This window comes from Flavobacterium terrisoli, from assembly GCF_030167905.1.
Lineage (GTDB): Bacteria > Bacteroidota > Bacteroidia > Flavobacteriales > Flavobacteriaceae > Flavobacterium > Flavobacterium terrisoli.
Map to the genome: position 1 here is coordinate 79455 of NZ_JARGNA010000009.1, position 18402 is coordinate 97856.

13 protein-coding genes are annotated in these 18402 nt (G+C 32.8%); 8 read left to right on the forward strand and 5 right to left on the reverse strand.

Features of this window, described 5'->3' with window-relative positions:
• Positions 1-4 precede the first annotated feature (4 nt).
• From P1K33_RS13485 to P1K33_RS13500, 4 genes are all read left to right on the forward strand, one after another.
• Positions 5-3256, forward strand: a complete 3252-nt coding sequence (locus P1K33_RS13485) for an SNF2-related protein (protein ID WP_284653514.1) — start codon at positions 5-7, stop codon at positions 3254-3256.
• Between the two features lie 281 nt (positions 3257-3537).
• Positions 3538-4377 carry a hypothetical protein gene (locus P1K33_RS13490; RefSeq protein WP_284653515.1) on the forward strand — a complete coding sequence of 280 codons (840 nt, stop codon included), beginning with the start codon at positions 3538-3540 and terminating at the stop codon, positions 4375-4377.
• A 302-nt stretch (positions 4378-4679) separates the two neighbouring features.
• Complete coding sequence (locus tag P1K33_RS13495) at positions 4680-5297, forward strand: HD domain-containing protein (RefSeq protein WP_284653516.1); 618 nt, start codon at positions 4680-4682, stop codon at positions 5295-5297.
• Between the two features lie 346 nt (positions 5298-5643).
• Positions 5644-6471: an RteC domain-containing protein gene (locus P1K33_RS13500; protein WP_284653517.1), complete on the forward strand. Its 828-nt coding sequence runs from the start codon at positions 5644-5646 to the stop codon at positions 6469-6471.
• A gap of 94 nt (positions 6472-6565) precedes the next feature.
• Here P1K33_RS13500 and P1K33_RS13505 read toward each other — a convergent pair whose 3' ends face one another.
• A complete protein-coding gene (locus P1K33_RS13505) occupies positions 6566-7288 on the reverse strand; it encodes a hypothetical protein (protein WP_284653518.1) in 723 nt (240 codons plus the stop codon).
• A gap of 339 nt (positions 7289-7627) precedes the next feature.
• Here P1K33_RS13505 and P1K33_RS13510 point away from each other — a divergent pair, with 339 nt between their 5' ends.
• From P1K33_RS13510 to P1K33_RS13525, 4 genes are all read left to right on the forward strand, one after another.
• Entirely contained in the window at positions 7628-9301 is a 1674-nt protein-coding gene (locus P1K33_RS13510) for an AraC family transcriptional regulator (RefSeq protein ID WP_284653519.1), read from the forward strand.
• Between the two features lie 312 nt (positions 9302-9613).
• Positions 9614-9889: a helix-turn-helix domain-containing protein gene (locus P1K33_RS13515; protein ID WP_284653520.1), complete on the forward strand. Its 276-nt coding sequence runs from the start codon at positions 9614-9616 to the stop codon at positions 9887-9889.
• A gap of 80 nt (positions 9890-9969) precedes the next feature.
• Positions 9970-10770 (forward strand): transcriptional regulator, encoded by an 801-nt coding sequence (locus P1K33_RS13520; protein WP_284653521.1) that lies wholly within the window; start codon positions 9970-9972, stop codon positions 10768-10770.
• Positions 10771-11057: 287 nt separating this feature from the next.
• The gene (locus P1K33_RS13525; protein WP_284653522.1) at positions 11058-11681 is read left to right on the forward strand and encodes a P-loop NTPase family protein; all 624 of its coding nucleotides are present in this window, start codon (positions 11058-11060) and stop codon (positions 11679-11681) included.
• 26 nt (positions 11682-11707) lie between these two features.
• Here the strand turns inward: P1K33_RS13525 and P1K33_RS13530 are convergent, their stop codons facing one another.
• From P1K33_RS13530 to P1K33_RS13545, 4 genes are all read right to left on the reverse strand, one after another.
• Positions 11708-12061 (reverse strand): immunity 22 family protein, encoded by a 354-nt coding sequence (locus P1K33_RS13530; protein ID WP_284653523.1) that lies wholly within the window; start codon positions 12059-12061, stop codon positions 11708-11710.
• Between the two features lie 61 nt (positions 12062-12122).
• Entirely contained in the window at positions 12123-12371 is a 249-nt protein-coding gene (locus P1K33_RS13535) for a hypothetical protein (protein ID WP_284653524.1), read from the reverse strand.
• Positions 12364-14352 (reverse strand): hypothetical protein, encoded by a 1989-nt coding sequence (locus P1K33_RS13540; RefSeq protein ID WP_284653525.1) that lies wholly within the window; start codon positions 14350-14352, stop codon positions 12364-12366. Before P1K33_RS13540 ends, P1K33_RS13535 begins: the two co-directional genes overlap by 8 nt.
• A 99-nt stretch (positions 14353-14451) precedes the next feature.
• Positions 14452-18231, reverse strand: a complete 3780-nt coding sequence (locus P1K33_RS13545; protein WP_284653526.1) for a hypothetical protein — start codon at positions 18229-18231, stop codon at positions 14452-14454.
• Between the last annotated feature and the right edge of the window lie 171 nt (positions 18232-18402).

Below are 18402 nucleotides of genomic sequence, written 5' to 3' on the forward strand. Positions count from 1 at the left end.
TAAAATGGCAAGAAAAAGTGATAAGGACCAAGTTGTAATGGATTTTGACACCCATATTTGGCCTGCTCAGGAATTATTTCCTATCAATATAAAGAGCGACAAAAGAACGGTTCAAAAAATACTTTACAATGATATTGAGCAAAGTGCCAATTATATTATTGTTACCGGTTTTACGTCCCTATCAAACCTCATTGACCTTTTCGGAAAAAAGGATTTTGATAACCATAAAAAAGTCCGCATTCTTATTGGGTTTGAACCTAATTTGGTGGGACGCAAAAAATATGTAAGACTCGAACTGGATAAGGAAATTAAAGATTTTTGGTTAAAAGAAGGATTGTCTATAATGCAGGGAGGGGCTGTAATTCATCTCATTGAAAAAATAAAATGCGGCAAAATTGAATTCCGTTTTCGCAATAAACTTCATGCTAAAATTTATGTTGGTGACTCTTTTGCAATGCTAGGCTCTTCAAATTTTAGTTATAATGGGCTTAACATACAGGAAGAAGCAAATATTAGGGTTGAGAATGATAAAGATAATTTTTATTCTCAACGCCAATACAATGATATTAAACAAATAGCAGATTCCTATTACCAAGATGCTTCCGATTATAACAGCAAAATCATAGCGCTTTTAAAAGACTTAATAAAAGAAGTTGATTGGAAAGAGGCTTTAGCAAGAGCAATAGCAGAAATATTGGAAGGTAATTGGTTAGATGAATACAAAGAAATTATTTCTAACATACAGCAAACCAATCTTTGGCCAACGCAATGGAAAGGTTTGGCACAGGGAGTATCAATACTCCAAAACCAATCAAATGTTTTAATAGCCGATCCAACAGGTGCAGGAAAAACAAAACTTTGCACAGCAATCATCCTATCATTACAGCATTGGTTATTCGAAATAGGCAAAAACTATCGAACGGAATCACTTATTATATGTCCCCCACTTGTAGTTGACAAATGGGGTGATGAATTCAAAGCATTTAGAAGGATTGGTCATTCACAACGCTCAATGGGAATATTAAGCACTCCTAATAGTAAAAAACATAAAGATGTTATTGAAGAACTCAACATTGCTAATATCTTAACTATTGACGAAGCTCACAACTATCTATCTCCTGATACTCATAGGACTCATTTAATTAAAGACAACAAAGCCGATTTCAAAATCCTAATAACCGCAACCCCAATCAGTAAAAAGGTAGAAGACCTTTTACATTTAATTGAATTACTAGATGTTGACAACCTCTCAGATGAAGACTTTACAACCTTTCAGGAACTAAAAGCCAAACCCAAATTAAAAGCACACGACACTGAGCAAGTTGAGATGCTGCGACGATTTATCAGCAAATTCACGGTGCGAAGAACCAAAAAAAAGTTGAACAAAGAAATTGATAAAGAACCAGCCAAATATGTAAACAGACTAGACGAAATATGTCGGTTTCCGGAACAACATGAGAAAACATATACAACTCAGGAAACGGAAAAAGACATAGTCATTGTAAAAGAAATTAATGAACTTGTTAAGACATTAAAAGGCATTACCTATCTAACTTCTTTTAACCTCCCTAGCTACGAGATAAATAAAGAAGAAAGTTTAGAAACATATATTAAAAGAAGGATTACGTCGGCAAAGGCATTATCCATTTATATGGTTAGAGCAGCATTGCGTTCTTCTCATGTTGCTTTAGTTGAACATATTGAAGGAACAAAAGCAGCTGAAGATTTTTTTGGGTTCAGAGGAAAAAGTAATGTCTCTGGTGATAAGTTAAAAAAAATTCAGGATATTATTCAGTCTTCAAAACTTCCATCACGAAACAAAAAATTTTTGGAAACCTTTTTCCCTCCTTGGCTCAACGATAAAGATTTGTATATCACTGCATGCAATAAAGACTATGAGATATATAAAAAAATATCAGAACTGGCTAAAAAGTTATCAGGTAAGAGAGAATTGGGAAAAGTAAAAGAACTGATAAAAACATCAAAAGACCATGCAGACATATTGGCGTTTGATAGTACAGTAATTACATTATATTATCTTAAAAAGTTATTTGAAGTCAATTATCCAAACCAAAAAGTTTTAGTAGCGTCGGGAAGTGATAAGGATAAAGAAAGCAGCAAAATATTAGATATATTCAAATTAGATTCAATCGAAAAAGGCAAATACATTGCCCTATGTTCTGATAAAATGTCCGAAAGTGTTGATTTGCAAAAAGCATCTTGCGTATTTTTATTGGATATGCCTAGCGTATTAAGAATTGTCGAGCAACGTATCGGGCGAGTCGATAGAATGGACAGCATGCATAAGGACATTGATATTTATTGGCCTGATGATACCGAGGAATATGCATTAAATGCGGACCAGCGAATAATTGACACTAACAATATGGTAGAGCAGATTTATGGCTCCAATTTCAATGTCCCGGATAATTTAAAAGGACCATCTTTTACAAAAACAGATTCAACTGATGCTATGATTAATGAGTATAAAGAATTTGTAGATAAAGATGAATCTTGGGCAGGTATTCACGACAGCTTTCAGTCGATTATAGATTTGAAAGAAGGTGATAAACCATTGATAGATGAAGAGACTTATAATCAATTTACTAATGTAAGTTCAGAGGTAAAAACTCGGGTTAGTTTCGTTTCTTGCCCTGAGGATTGGTGTTTTGTTGCTCTGAAAGGAGAAAAAAGCAAAAGCCCACGCTGGTATTTTATCGATAGTAAAAATAATATTCATACTGACTATCCCGATGTGTGCTCTCATTTGAGACAAAATATAACTACTGAATCCGAGGGGCTAAAATGGGATGATAAAGCACTTGAAAAATATATCAAGCTCTTTAAAGCTAAGGAAAGAGAATTATTACCCCCAAAGAAAAAAAGAGCATTAGACGTAGCTGAGTATATTCTGGATAAAAAGTTAAAAATAAAAGACATTAATAATGATACAAAAGACGAATATAACCGCATATTGAAAATAATGAAACTCAAGTCCAATAAAGCGGTAGACTTTGAAAGGTTAGCCGAAGAATGGATAGTAATTTTACAACCCTATCTCAAAATTAAACGAGATAAATTAAGACGCAAAAAAACAGTTTTGAATTATTATAGCCTCAAAAGTGAATACAAAAATATTCAGCTCGATAAGGAAACAATAAGTAAGATTGCAAAAGTTTCAATCATAGCTGATGAAATTGATAAACGTATTGCAGCTTGTATTATAGGTGTTGGAAACAAAAGTGAAGAAACATAATTTTAAAATAAGCTTGAACAGTGATAGGCACAGATGGTAACAATAAGTCCGAATTCAAGGAATAAACATTCTGTTTACAATTAGAATTAACCGATATACTACTTTTTTAAAAAATTAAACTTTGGCAAAATGCAATCGTTTTTTGCCAAAGTTTAATTTCTTGTTTAGACCATTAAGATTAAATGTTTTTAAATTATTTTTCAATAAAAACGCATATTTAACCAACTTAATTGGTAAAATACAAAAACAAATAAATTTACTAAAGGAAAATAATAAGAATTGTGCTAAGAGAAAATGAACAATTATTTACTACAGAAGAGTTGCAGGAAATTCAAAATAATGCTGCAGATAACTTTGATTTTTATTGGAACACGGTTGTAATGGATGGAAAGGCAACCGAAAAAACAATCGAAACCATTTCAAAGCATAACCATTTAATATTCGTAATAGGTAATGCAGATACCGGTTTTAAGCACCTAAATGAAAGACATAGCTATTTTTCATTTCAAAACTTTTGGGTTAAAAAAGATGAAACTGAATTCAAACTGGACAATCCGACTAAGTTTCATCCCAAGATGATGCCAATAATTGATTATGTAAAAATTGCCGATGCTATTTTTTGTTCTGAAAACAAAAACATAACAAAAAATCACAGCCCACACCTTTTTGATAAATATACCGGAGAATATCTTTATGAAAATGGTTCTCAGGAAAAATACCATCTTATAACCTATAAAGACACTAAGATTGTGCATACTATGTTTCCCGACAAAAAAAAGCACAACCAGAAAATTAGGTTTAAATATGGTAAAGGAATAGCAACAACAAAACTTAAATACATGCCATCTAATGCCTATAATGATTTACTAGTTCCTTATGAAAACAAAGACAAGGTTGTGGCATACTCAATATTACTCCGCAAATTTTATAATGAGAAAATAGAAAGGTTCATTATTCAGAAACACGATAAGGAAGGCAATCCAGAAACACATTATATTTTAGGTGAGAGAGAGTTTGAAGATTTTGAAAGCTTTAGTCGTGAAACGCTGCATCTCTTCCAAACATCTGACTTAGGAGAATTAGAAGATATTATGGCACAGATAGAAAAAAATGAAGAATAAACCATAAAACCGAACACATTATTATGATCAAAAGTAGTATGATTAAAAGTCTTTCTTTTTCCAGTTTATTCACCCACCCATTCACCCACTTTAATAGAGTATAATCCGCATACTACCTGACACAATCAGTGAATATTGAAAATAGTAGCTTAGATTCCTTTATAATTTTCCCTTTTTTCCACCCACCTTGTTTAAGTCTTACACAACAAAATACTTTAGATTTCAGTTGTGACATAGAATGCAACAAACATTCAACCGAAGTCACTATCAATTTTTAATACCTTTGCATCACAATAATAACTATGCTTACTGATACTTTTTTACATCTCGTCAAACAATATTCCAACGACCACGAATTGGCCAATAATATGTGGTTAGAGATATTTACAAAATATTCTGACTCTAAAAGACACTACCATACTATCGAACATCTGGAAGCAATGGTAGCAGAATTAAAAGAAGTAAAGACCAAAATCGAAGATTGGGATACTATTTTATTTGCTACTTTTTATCACGACATCATCTACAAAGCTTCAAGCAATTCAAATGAAGAAGACAGCGCTAAAGTAGCTATGCAAAGACTCTCTGATATTAAGTATCCTGCTGAAAAAATAGCAAAATGTGCACAGTTAATAATCGCAACGAAACAGCACGAACTTTCCGAAGATACCGATACCAATTTTCTAACAGACGTAGATCTATCAATCTTGGGTAAAAGTGCTGACATTTATCAGTCATATGCTGAGAAAATAAGAGAGGAATACTCCCTCTACCCCGACTTCATGTACAACTCCGGTAGAAAAAAAGCACTGCAACATTTTCTGCAAATGGACAGTATTTATAAAACAGAGCACTTCATCAACAAATACGAAAAACAGGCTCGCATAAATATCGGAAATGAACTAATCGCTATTCAATAGCTTTCTCTTTCAAAAATCGCTCAATTTCTCTTAGTATATGCTCATCTCCTAACCTATCTTCTTCAAGATAGCGCTCATAGTCTATTCGTATTTCCCTGCAAAAGAGGAAAACAAACAAAACAAAAATAAAAACAGTTGGAAGTAGGACAATCATAGTTAAAACAAGTTGATTTTGAACTAGGTAAATGCACTTGGTAATACTAGGCTAAGATGCTTATTAAGCAGCAAATCCTATATACTATTCAGGAATACAGCTATTCAATTCGAGAATTAAACAAAGGCTCATTTGGTGGCAATAATAGCCAAGCATAGATTTGCTTAAACCCAAAACTATAAACAACCAACTATGAAGTCATACTCCGAATCGCTGATGGCTGAACTAACATTACAACTTCAAACTATTAATTCTGAAACTACAAATACAATAAAGCAGATAGAACTATCTATAAAAGTAACAATTAAAACAATCGAAAAGTTAAAGTCATTTTTCAACAAATACCACTTTGAAACTAAATCAGAAGAAATTCAATTCTTCAAGATTATTAAACCTGAGTTTGCGGCCAAGTTGATTTACTTCAACGAAATTTATAATATCGAAATTGCCAGACCTTCCGGGTCAAAAAAAGCAATCAAAAAACACTATAACAATCACCTTCAAAAATTAAAGCAATCTCACAAAGAAAACATCGAGTTCTATAAATATTATAGGGCAGGAAATGACAGTCTCGACAAAAAGTACTTTCTCAGAGGCAAGCATGATATAAAATTAACTCTGGACAGCTTCTATTTTCAATCAGATTACAGCTTTGCTACCTCACACGATTACAAAGTAGCCATGATAATCGCCAATGATGAAATACAATCATTCTTAAACGCTAATCTGAAATCATTAAAACAACCAACATCAACTGATAAAAAACTAAAATGGTCAGCTTCAAAAGCAGCCCTTGTAGAATTATTATATGCTTTAGACACTGTCGGTGTATTTAATGATGGAAAATCTAGTCTAAACGAAACTGTAGGTGCAATGCAATCCTTTTTTAATATCGAGTTAGGACAATTCAATAGAATTTACTTAGAAATCAGAAACCGTAAAACCATAGAAAAAACACATTTCCTTGACACTCTAAAAGAAAATTTAATCAAACGAATAGAAAATGCAGATGAAAAATAATGATTAGCTCCCCCTCCGTTAAAGGAGGGGCAACTACTGATGATAAATCAAGGTGGTATTATTCATCATCCTTAGCTTAAGCTAATAATTTCTATTACTTATTCTCAACAATTCCCGTGATCAAACCCTTCATCACAGCATCAGCCATGCTATCATCAGCTCCATCGATAGCAGCAAAGATATTACCAACCATATATTGCCATTCAGGATCTTTATCTTTCTTTGGTTTTTTCTTTCTGGCATAAACTGAGTGCCTGGCAATTGAGGTTGTGGTAAGAATTACTTGTTTGTCTTTTAGGGTTAAACTTTCCTTTTTCAAAATGCTTTCTTCATAATTAATTATGTAATTGTGAAGTATGCTATAATCCTCTTCCAATTCGCATAAACTCAAAAGAGAGGTGACAAATGATTTCAAACTATTCTTAGCTTCATTAGTTTCAAGAGTACCATTAATTATTTCATCCTGAAAACCATCAGGTTGGGAAACAATGTAAGCAACCCTATCAGAATAATTAAACATATAAGGCACTCCTTTAGTTAAATTCATAAATGAGGTTGTCTCATTAGCTATAGTTTGAGTAGAGCTAATTATTCCGGTTAATGTTAATGGCAGGCTCTCGCCGTTATAATAAGCCGTTAAAAGCTCATGATGTATTTGACCGGCGGCATCATATGGATTATCCTTATTAATTGGTATGGTATCAATATTAACAACTGCAAATCGGTGGGCAGTTGTATTTTGATGATTGGTATCTGAGCTGTCACTACAAGATATAAATAAAGAGCAAAATAAAATACATAAATAAAAAAATTTCATGTTAGTTAATGTTTTAAAAATGGTACTGATTGTTTTTACATCAGTTCATTTCTCCCAGGGTAATCTGAACAGGGGTTGGATTTACAGAATAAATCCTTTTGAATTCGAGGCAAAACTATGGGCAGAAAAAAGGCCACACAAACCATTATTTAACTGATTCTCGAATTCAAACTATGTCATTCTCGAATTAAACACTCCACTACAGTAACTAAAACACAAGCATTCAAAACATTGCAAAAAACCATTTATTTTATTGCTGATTATCCATTTTTGACAACTTTTTACAGATATTATTTAATAATTTAGCTACAATTTTTATTCGCAACTATCATTCTTTAAATGCATTTACACACCATATTATCGAACAAGAAAATACGCTACTTAATTATTCTAATAATATGCAGTAAGTGTGTCGTTGCGCAAAAATCAGTTGATGATTTATCTTCAAAAGAATATCTTTATTTAATGAATGGTGTCAACAGTTCAGACTCAATTAACTCTATAGCATTTGCATCGGCATGGATAACTAAATCCAAATCAGAAAAAAATTGGAAGCAATTGGCAATGGCTTACAGAGCCATTATGTATTTGGGAGATAAAAATAATTTGATGAAATATGCAGATAGTCTTGTAACTGTTGCTCAATATTCAAAGCAAGCAGATATTATTGGTGGTGCCTATCTAACAAAGGGAATAATACATTATAGTCAAAAAGAACACAATAAAGCTTTAGATAATTATATTCTAGCAGATCAATATATCTCACAAACCAATGACAAACATGCCATCTACAAAGTCAAATTTTCTATCGCTCATACCAAATATTATTTAGGGTTTTATCATGAGGCTATTTCGCTTTTCAGAGAATGCTTAAAATATTTTGAGGATGAGAGCGACATAGCATATTTAAACACACTCCATTCATTAGGTTTATGCTATAATAAAATTGGTGAATTCAAACAATCATCATATTACAATCAATTGGGTTTTGAAAACGGTAAAGCATTTGAGAATTTAGAAATGGAACCTTACTTCAAACACTCAGAAGGTATAAATGAATATTTCAGAAAGGATTATAAGAAGGCAATTATTGAGTTAGAGAAAGCCGTACCCTTAATGAAGCAAAAAAAAGATTTTGCAAACGAAACGGTAGCCTATTTTTATATTGGAAAAAGCCATTGGGCTTTACATCAGGAAGAAAGTGCAGTTTCCTTTTTTATTAAGGTAGATGATGCATTTCTAAAGTACAATTATATAAGGCCGGACCTAAGAGAAAATTATGAACTATTAATTGATTACTACAGGAAACACAACAATCAGAAATTACAATTAAAATACATTGACCGATTACTGAAAGTCGATAGTATTCTTAATCATAATTACAAGTATCTCTCAAAAAGAATCTTCAAAGAATATGATACTAAGAAATTAATTATGGCCAAACAGGAAATTGAAAGCGCCATGATTGTAAACAATCGGATTCATTATTTAGTTATTACTTCCCTTTCAGGCGCAATAATAATTTTAGGGTGGCGTCATAACAGAAATAAAAAACGCTACAAGCAAAAGTTCGAAGAGTTGATGAATGAAAAAGCAAAACCGGGAAAACCAATCCATGACAGTAATACCGAAATAGCATTCGATATCAATCCTGAACTTGTAAAAACCATTCTTCAAAACTTGGAAAAATTTGAAAAGAACAAAAAGTATTTAGAAAAAGACATGACACTCATAAAATTATCGGGGCATCTTAAAACCAATCCGAAATATGCTTCTAAAATCATTCTGAAATACCGCAATAAAAAAACTATTGAATACATCAGTGATTTAAAGATTGACTACATCGTAGAAAAATTAAAGACAGAAAACAAATACCGAAACTATACCAACAAAGCACTGGCAGAAGAAGCCGGTTTCGGCTCAACCCAAAACTTCACAAAAGCATTCAATAACAGATTAGAAATGCCTCCAACATTCTTCATCCAAGAATTAAAAAACTCTTTTCCTCTCTAATAACAAAATAGCTCCCCTCCTTTTAAAGGAGGGGTATCCCGATTCATCGGGACGGGGTGGTTATATATTTCCATCACAACTTGTGATGTACTTGTGATATAAAACAAATCAAACACCACAATTTTGCATTACCGGTTAATATTCAAAATTGCCTTAAAGAAATTGAGGCTTTTTTTCTCTATTCAATAAAGAAAAATCAAGCATAGTATGGCTACGTTTTATTTTTATTTTGAAGAAGAAAGGGAAAAAAAGCAATTAACTAAGGTTATTTTGAGTGTTAATCGGTAAAATATAACAATCTAAACATACGTTATGGCTATCGAAGTAATTACAAGAGAAGACTTAAACGAATTCCGTTTACTACTACTCAATGATTTGAAAGAAATCGTCAATTCTAAATCTCAAGAGCAAAAAAAGTGGCTTAAATCCAAAGAAGTCCGCAATCTCCTAAACATCTCACCCGGCACACTCCAAACCCTCCGAATCAACAAAACCCTATCCTATACCAAAATCGGAGGCATTCTCTATTACGACAACGCCGACATAGACAAACTCCTATCCGCCAACAAAGTCACCGCCAACCTTTGATATTAAGAGGAGGACTGCCAGTGGCAGTCAGGTACACGAACTTCAGTTCGTAATTCGTAATTTATAATTCGTAATTCCCAATGAACTACATCAAACACCTAACCGGCTTTTTCGAAAGAGTAACCAAAGACAAAGAACTCAACCCAACTCACGTAAGCTTATACATGTCACTCTTCCAATTTTGGAACTGCAACCGATTCAGAAACCCAATAAGCATATCCCGTGATGAAGTAATGCGCATTAGTAAAATTAGCTCCAAAGCAACTTATCACAAATGCCTAAAAGGCTTACACGCTATGGGCTATATCAAATACGAGCCATCATACAACCCTTTCAAAGGCAGCCATGTCATTATGTTCAATTTTGCTGAAGACTTAAAGCCTCAACCAAAGACAAGTTCAAAAAATGAACCTTCTTTTGAACCGGTTACAGAACAAGTTTTAAACAAGCGGGGAACAAGTACTGAACAAGCGGTAGTACCTTATATAAACAATACAAACGAAGTAAACATTTTAAACAATTCAAACTTGGGTAAACCCGAGCAAAATTTAAAAAACAAAGAGAATGACTCTTTAGATGAAGGAACCAATCCCAAAGAAAAAAAGTTGCGCCAAAAAAAGAAAGGATTCATAATTCCTGATATCAAAGACGTAAATAACTATTTTCTCCAACAACAGTTCCCGGAACTCGAAGCCCAAAAATTCTACAACTATTTCTCAAGCATAGGTTGGTTAGTCGGTGGCAAATCCCCAATGATAGATTGGCAGGCCGCAGCGCAAAACTGGATGCTCAATGCAGGTAAATTCAGTTCAAATCTGAAACCATTAAAAACTAATAATCTTAACACAACAACAGATAAGAATTATGCAGAACCATTGTAAAATAATACCTTTTGAAAGATTTTGCAGAGCAAAGCGGAGCAAAATGAGAATAAAAACTTCCGCTTAGTATCGGCCTATTTTCATTTTCGTATGATTTTCCAATCTTGGCTACGTTGGCCGAGGGAAGGCGCTCCGCGAGACGAGCCTAAAAGGCGAGCGGCTCGGGGCGCTACGGGAGTAGCAGGGATTGTAAAAATCAAGAGAAAGAAAATTAAGCCTTGATTTTTTTGTTTCTTTTTTCATCAAGGAAAAAAGAAAAGAATTAAAAACAAAAACGTTTATCCTATATGGAAGAATTAAAATCACATTACAATTACGAAGAAGTAATCTCATGGATTGAAAAAAAAGGGATGGAATTATACGGCAATCACTTCAAAATCATCGAAGAAGATTACCCTATCATCTACAAACTAATCGCCTATTTCCTCAAAGACGAACAAGCCTGTTTTCAGTTCGGTATTAACCTCAACAAAGGGATTTTACTATCCGGGCCAATAGGTTGTGGTAAGACATCTTTGATAAACTTAATGAAGCTCCTGACTCCAACAGAATATAAATTCTCAGTAAAACCCTGCCGGGATATTAGTTTTGAGTTTATTCAAGACGGCTATGAAGTAATACACAAATACAGCAAAGGACAGCTATACAAAACCGATCCTAAAATCTATTGCTTTGATGATTTAGGTTTAGAAAATAACTTGAAATACTATGGAAACGAATGCAACGTCATGGCAGAAATACTTTTGAGTCGTTATGATTTATTCATTAGCAAAAGAATTCAAACCCATATAACCACTAATCTTTCAGCTTCAGAAATTGAAACTCAATACGGGAATCGAGTGCGAAGCCGAATGCGCGAATTATTCAACTTAATTGCATTTGATAATATCATAAATGATAAACGCAGTTAAATTATCATACTCTAAAATGAGTTAAATTATCTATAATTATAACTCCCAAGAAAAACAAACTTATCTGTATTCAGCACAGACTTATCATATTCAAAGTTGAAAAGCAAAACATAACTGTTATATTCACCCCAATTTTTATCAGGAATTTTTTCGATAAAATTTTCAGAATACGAAAAATCTTGAAATATATTATTCTTATCATTAGCCACTTTGAACATTACTTCCTTGAAATTTTCATCATAAAAATCTATTTCAAAATCTTTCATGAATAAAGAAGTTAAATCACCTTCATCAGAATATGATTCCTGCATGTAATTTTTAAATTCACTCTCAGAATCATGCTTTCCAATCCAAATTGATACTATACTATTTACTTCCATTCTACAAAATATCCTAAACTTATATTTCAAGCTCATCAACACTAACTTCTCATTGAATCTGTTATACTTTGTAGAATATTTTATTTTTAAACTCTGAGAGAGGTAAATTATCAGTTAAATTTTTCACAAGTACAGAATCTGTTTTACTATTTATGATATTATCCATACCTATCCCAGTTATTTGAAATTTTAAATTACTAACCAAGTCTTCATAAATATCTCCTATCAAATATTTTCCTTCTTCAACCTTTATTTCAAAAAAAACTTTACTTGATACTTCAAACACTTCAAACACTTTAATCTTAGTCATAATATCCTAATTTTTTTAATTCATTATTAAAAGTTTCTAATCTTGTTTTAATTAAATCAATTTCATCATCTGGCAGTTTCCATTTTTTTGAATTTTTAAGTAATTCTTCAGCCGCTTCTTTTTCCATTAAATATTTAGCAATAACATTGTTATACTTGATTACCCATCTTTTATATTTTCCGCTTCTAAATTGATTTGCGTGAATTAACTCTTCATAAACTGCAGATGTTGTAGCATTTTTATTCAAAAAAATAAGTTCTTCATTAAAAGTAATTGCTTCTATCGTTTCATTATGAAGCTTTTCTCTAGATGCTATATATTCAAATGAGTCATTATCGTAAATTAAATCACCTCCCATTTTTTTAAATTCCTCTTGTAATTGTTTGAGCAATTTTAAATCAATAGGTTTTCCTATAATTTTAGAGAACAACTCTACTAAGTCCTCTTCTGCCTCTTTCACAGCTTGTTCACTCACTTCTTCTACGCTTTCCTTTTCAAGCCTTTGCATTACCTCTTTAGCAGCAATCTCTTCAGTGGCAGTAGCTACACTACCTGCCTTCGCCAATTTTGAGGCTTTAACCCATGAGACATAAAAAGTTAGAATATCCGGTATAAGTTCTCCTATATTCTTGGCCAATTTATAACCATTAAAATCAAAATAATAAATCTCATAAAAAAGAGTTATTGTTTTGTCTAGTAAGAGATCTAAAAAATCCCTTGTATCATAATATATAAAATTAAGTAATTTTTCAATTTTTTCCCACAGAGCATCTGTAATTCTAAACCCAACTTCTTGTTTTAAAATTAAAACTAAAATACCAATTAAATCAATAAAACCGGCTATAAACTCAATAATTCCATTCCAAATACCTACCCACAAAGCATTATAAAATTGAATTATAGTTTCAACACCCTCAACAACATCAACGAGTTCAAGCATCTTTAGACCATGAGGTTTTAAAGATTCATTCAAACCTTTTTTAATGGTTAATAATTTGGGCTTAATAAAATTGCTTAACGCATTTTCCTCTCCAAACTTCTCCTCTAATAATTTATCTATCAACTCTAATGGCTGATTAATCATCTTATTTATCAGCAGTTCTTTTTCTTCTCTAGTCTTATTAAAAAGAAAGTCTGGTAAAAATGCTGGTTCATAACCTTGCTCTAAATGACCATTCCAATATTTTTCTTCTTCATACTTCTTTTCACGAAGCCAATCCGTTATACTCGAAACCCAATTGTATGTTTTAAAACCTAAAAACTCCACTCCGTCTATGAAAAATAAAAACCATGAGAATTCATCAAACTTTTTATTGTTAAACTCAAATTCAATTGCTCGAATCAATAATTTTTCAAAGTCTTCTCTGTTATTAACGTCTTCAACAATATTTTTATGAGTGGTTAATAACCTTATCTGTCTGATTATCTCTGGAGCTAAGTCGTCAGCATCTAAATCAGTTTCAAAAAACTTATCTTGTAAATCTTTTACAACATTTTCACCAAGTTTTACCCGAACTATTTTACCAAAATCCAATTTATCGTCATCAAGTTCCAAAAAAATGAAAATCTCATTAGGTCCAGGTTTAATATCCGAATCATTATATAATCCTAATACAGCCTCACCATCGTAGTTGTCTTTAGCTATATATATAGTATACTTATATGGTTTGACTTTAAAAGCCAACAAAGAGTTATAGGCATCAGCCTTAAACTGTGAAATTGTTTTGGTATTATCTACAAACTTTAAATTAGAAGTAGCAATAATCCTAGCTTCTCCAAAAAAAGGAAGAGCCCAATCTGGAAGTCTTTTTTCCCAATTTGCTCCAAAAGGACTATTAGAAAACATACTATTACTACTGCTTGAAATAGTACTTGACACCCCTTCAAATATGTTAGCATTTGCATTTAAAGAAAAATCAGGAAACAGATTACTATCCTGCTCCTCATTCCAGTTAAAAGGTATGTTGCCGGTATTACTCATATATTACTTTGATTTGTAGACATCAATTTTTTGAAATTAAACTTTGATTAAAAATGCAGAGGAGCGTCATTACACTAACCCCTCTGCATAAAAATTAGATTATGGATTCATTTCATCCAAAGTATTCTTGATTTCCTCAATGTCTTCTTTGATTTCCTCGATACTATCAGTTATAGTCTCTAAGTCCTCAACAACATTACCTAATTGAGTGCCGTCTGGATTTTGTTGAATTGGATTGACAATTGGATTATCATCCGAATCAAATCCGCTGTAATCTTTACAGTCATCATCACAAGGCAATCCTTCTACATTCAATCCAATACTTCCGGCTTGAATTACAGTTAAAGAAGTTGGTACTCGGCTTTCCCACGTTTCCTCTACAACCCTTTTTATGTCTCGTAACTCCTTAACAATGGAAATAAACAAAGGATCATTGAAGGTTGGAACTTGACCACCATTCCATACCTGACCAGTACCCATAAACCAGTTAACCACTTCTTCAAATCCTGGTCTTACAGTTACAATAACTCTGGCCATACCACTTTGCAGAAATGACCTGAATAAAGGATCATCAGCCTCTGTTTCATTATAAAGTTTTTGCCAGTTGGCTTTTTGTGCCCAATAAAAAGGATAAAAATTATAACTCATCAGATTCCATTCAAAGGCTTGCTCAAAAAACTTAACCGTATTGGCGTAAGTTTCCAATTCAAGACTATCATATCTAACGTGCGTTGTACTGAAAGTATCTCCTTCAAGCAAAGGTGTACCACCTAAAGCAGTATGGCCAATCATGTATTCAATACAATTTTTACGCAATACCAAATTCTCTATCTGACGATAAAACAGTGGATTGGTTTTTACTTTTATTTCTTCCATCGATTTGAGTTCAGCCATTTTATCATTGTAGGCTGCTAATTTGTCCTCATAAGCTGAAATAATAGCATTAAAAGTGTCCATTTTCCATTGTAATTCAACTTCTGCAGATAGCTTACATTTTACAGAAACATTAACAATCCCTGTATGATAATTATAATACTGAACAGCAATTGGAAACTCTCCTCTGAAATTTGAGACATTGATATATGGAATAGCATCTTCTGTTAATGAATTTGCACTTGAAGATAAAGACGGGAATATACCTTTAACTTTTGTTAGGGTTCCATAATCTCTATTCCCAAACAAAACAGTTATTGAATGAGGTTGATTACTAGTGTCATAATGACCTCCTATTGTTGCTTTTGCTTGATAAGAATAATAACCTTCTTGAATTTTTATATTATCACTCTTTGAAACACTCTCATTTTGAGGTGGTGCTTGTTCAATAAACATAGACTTTCCAATTACTATTTCGGAAGCTGGCATTGGTTCAATTTCCGCATTATAAATAGCGGCCCAATGAGGATAAGTATCTTCATTAATATAAGTATAATCTTTTAAGGTTAAATTCCCAGGAAATGTTCTTGGATCTATTGGTTGCTCTAATAATTCAACTTCATTACCCTCAATCTTGATTTTTGTTGCCAAATTATGAAATGAAGCCGGCTCCGGAATCATAAATTCATACATCAATCGTTTACCGTAATTAACCACTTGGTTTCTGTAAATCTTATCAACCCATCGGTAAACCCCTGAAATGTGCCTGTCGCCTTTACGATTGTCATAACCGTGTTTATTGTTCTCTTCAAACTCTTCTATGATTTTAGTAATACGTTCTTCCTTTACTTTTTGAACTACTCTTTCTAAAACCCGTTCAGTTACTTCTGTTGCCTGGGTAACAGCTTGATGATCTGAGTTCTCTTGGCTGGTATTATAAGCAAAATCTCCTGAATAATTTGTTGACATACTTCCGGCACCGCTTAAATTTACGGAAGTTGATACCCCTGCATGAAGATTTAAGGAGTATTGTTCTGCTAAAACCGAACTAACTTCCTGATTCATCTCAAATCGTTCAGTTGAAGTACTGTCAGTCAACTTTTCAGTTTCTTTCTCTTTACTGGTTGTTATAGTATCTTCCTGACGGCGCAATCTTCGGGTAGATTTCTCCTTGTACTCCCGGGCCATGACATTCTCTATATGAGATACCTCTCCTGGTACGTAACAGCAAATTTCCTGCTCTACTTTTCTATAATCAGCAATTCCCAATCGCTTAATACCATATCCGGAGGGGATATATCTAATTACATTTTGACCGGATGAAATTACAGTTGAAGGTTCATCTTCTGGTGGATTAGTTATTCCTGCTCCATAATCATTTGTATTACTTGTTCCGCTGCTTCCTACTACCAAATCTTCATAAATATAACTCCCATAACCTTTTGCTAATAAAATTTCGGTTAAGGGATCATAAGTGGTTGGGTTGGGATCATTTTCTATTGCGTCACTCAAACTTAAATTAGTGCTGTTTGCAGCTGCAATATCACCTGAACCATCAATAGTTAAAACCCTGCCTACAGATGAAGTAAAAGTTCCAACTATAGATAAAGTACCCTCATCCGCAGGATCGAAATAATTCCCTGCATAATTAAAAATCTTAAGTACTAGTTTTCCGTTAACCCATTCACTTGAAGCATTTTGATTAACATAAACTCCTTCAACAGTTGAACTATCTTCAAAGGTAATGGTATACTCTCCTGACACTATATCCGTACCGGGTTCCATATCTAAAAAGGTAAGCGCCAAATATTTGTTAGGATAAGAAGAATTTAAAGTCATGAAAGTAAATCCGGCAACAGTTCTGGCAAAACTTTCTCCTGAATTGGTCTGAACCACAACTCCGTTAACATTGGCCAATCTTTTTGAAGTTTCAGTTCGCCCAAATTGCTGAGAATACAATTTGCTTATGGCATCGTCAATAAAATCATACGCTTCTTTAAAAGTAGAATACAATAGTTCATTAACACAATATTCAATAAAATTAAAATGAATATTTAGCTTGGATGACACATCTTGGCAATACGCTAATTGTCCTTTAGGTTCAAAATTATATTCAGGTAAAGTAAGATCTTCATAAACAATATAAGTTTCTTCTCTTTGAGTTACCGGATCCGTATACGTTTTTACCACCTCAGTAGCAGCCGCATAAGCAGTTTTTACATCATCATTATGTTGAGCATTATATTCATTTAAATCATTTTGATTTACAACATTATACTTTCTCTCAACTTCTAACAATGATTTTCTAATAGCCTCATAAGTTTTTTTATTGTCTTCTATTCTCAATAATTCATTAGCTTTTTGCAATGTTTTAGAGTTAAATGGTAGTTTAGTAGGATCAACTTTTTTTGATTCAACTGCCATAGAGTTATCTTCTGCTCCAAACAAAAATTTAGGCAATATAACTCTAGCCTGAGCTAAATCTCTGATTACTTTTATTTCAGTTTCACTTGTATCATAATGTTTAATAAAGAATTCTGCAACAAAAAGTGATAACAAAGCATCTCTGACATAACTGGATTTAAATGTAACAATCTGATAAAATAAATTATCCCAAAGATCAATTTCTACGTCATTAAAATCATCCAATGCAGTTACGCTTAATGCTGTGGTTTTATCCTTTATTTCGTTTATATCAAAACTGCTTCGATTTTTTGATAACCACATTGCATAATCGTAAAGTTCTCCTCCTACGGCTGCTCTCAATTTATCTTTGTTAGGAATAGCTGTTGATTTAAAAGTATTTGCCGTTTCGGATAAAACATCTCGTCGAGTCTGCCCGATAGTGATGCTTGATACTGCATCCAAAAAAACACTATTAAAAGGGGATTCTTTATCCCATTCAGGATGCTGAACAAAACTTCCATTAATCTCTGTTTGTTCAATTAATTCAGGTGCTCGCATTGTTACAAAACGATAGAGCGTGTTTTTGATTTCTGTACCCATAAATTTAATTATTATTAGTTTCTACTTTAAATTCAACATTTCTTGGCAAACCTTTTTTTATGAATTGTTCAGTGAAAATATTAGCTGACTAGACAAAATTCATCAACAACATTTTCTAGCTTTCTCACGTTACAAAAGCATTCTTCAATAAAAGCAAGACAACATAACAGC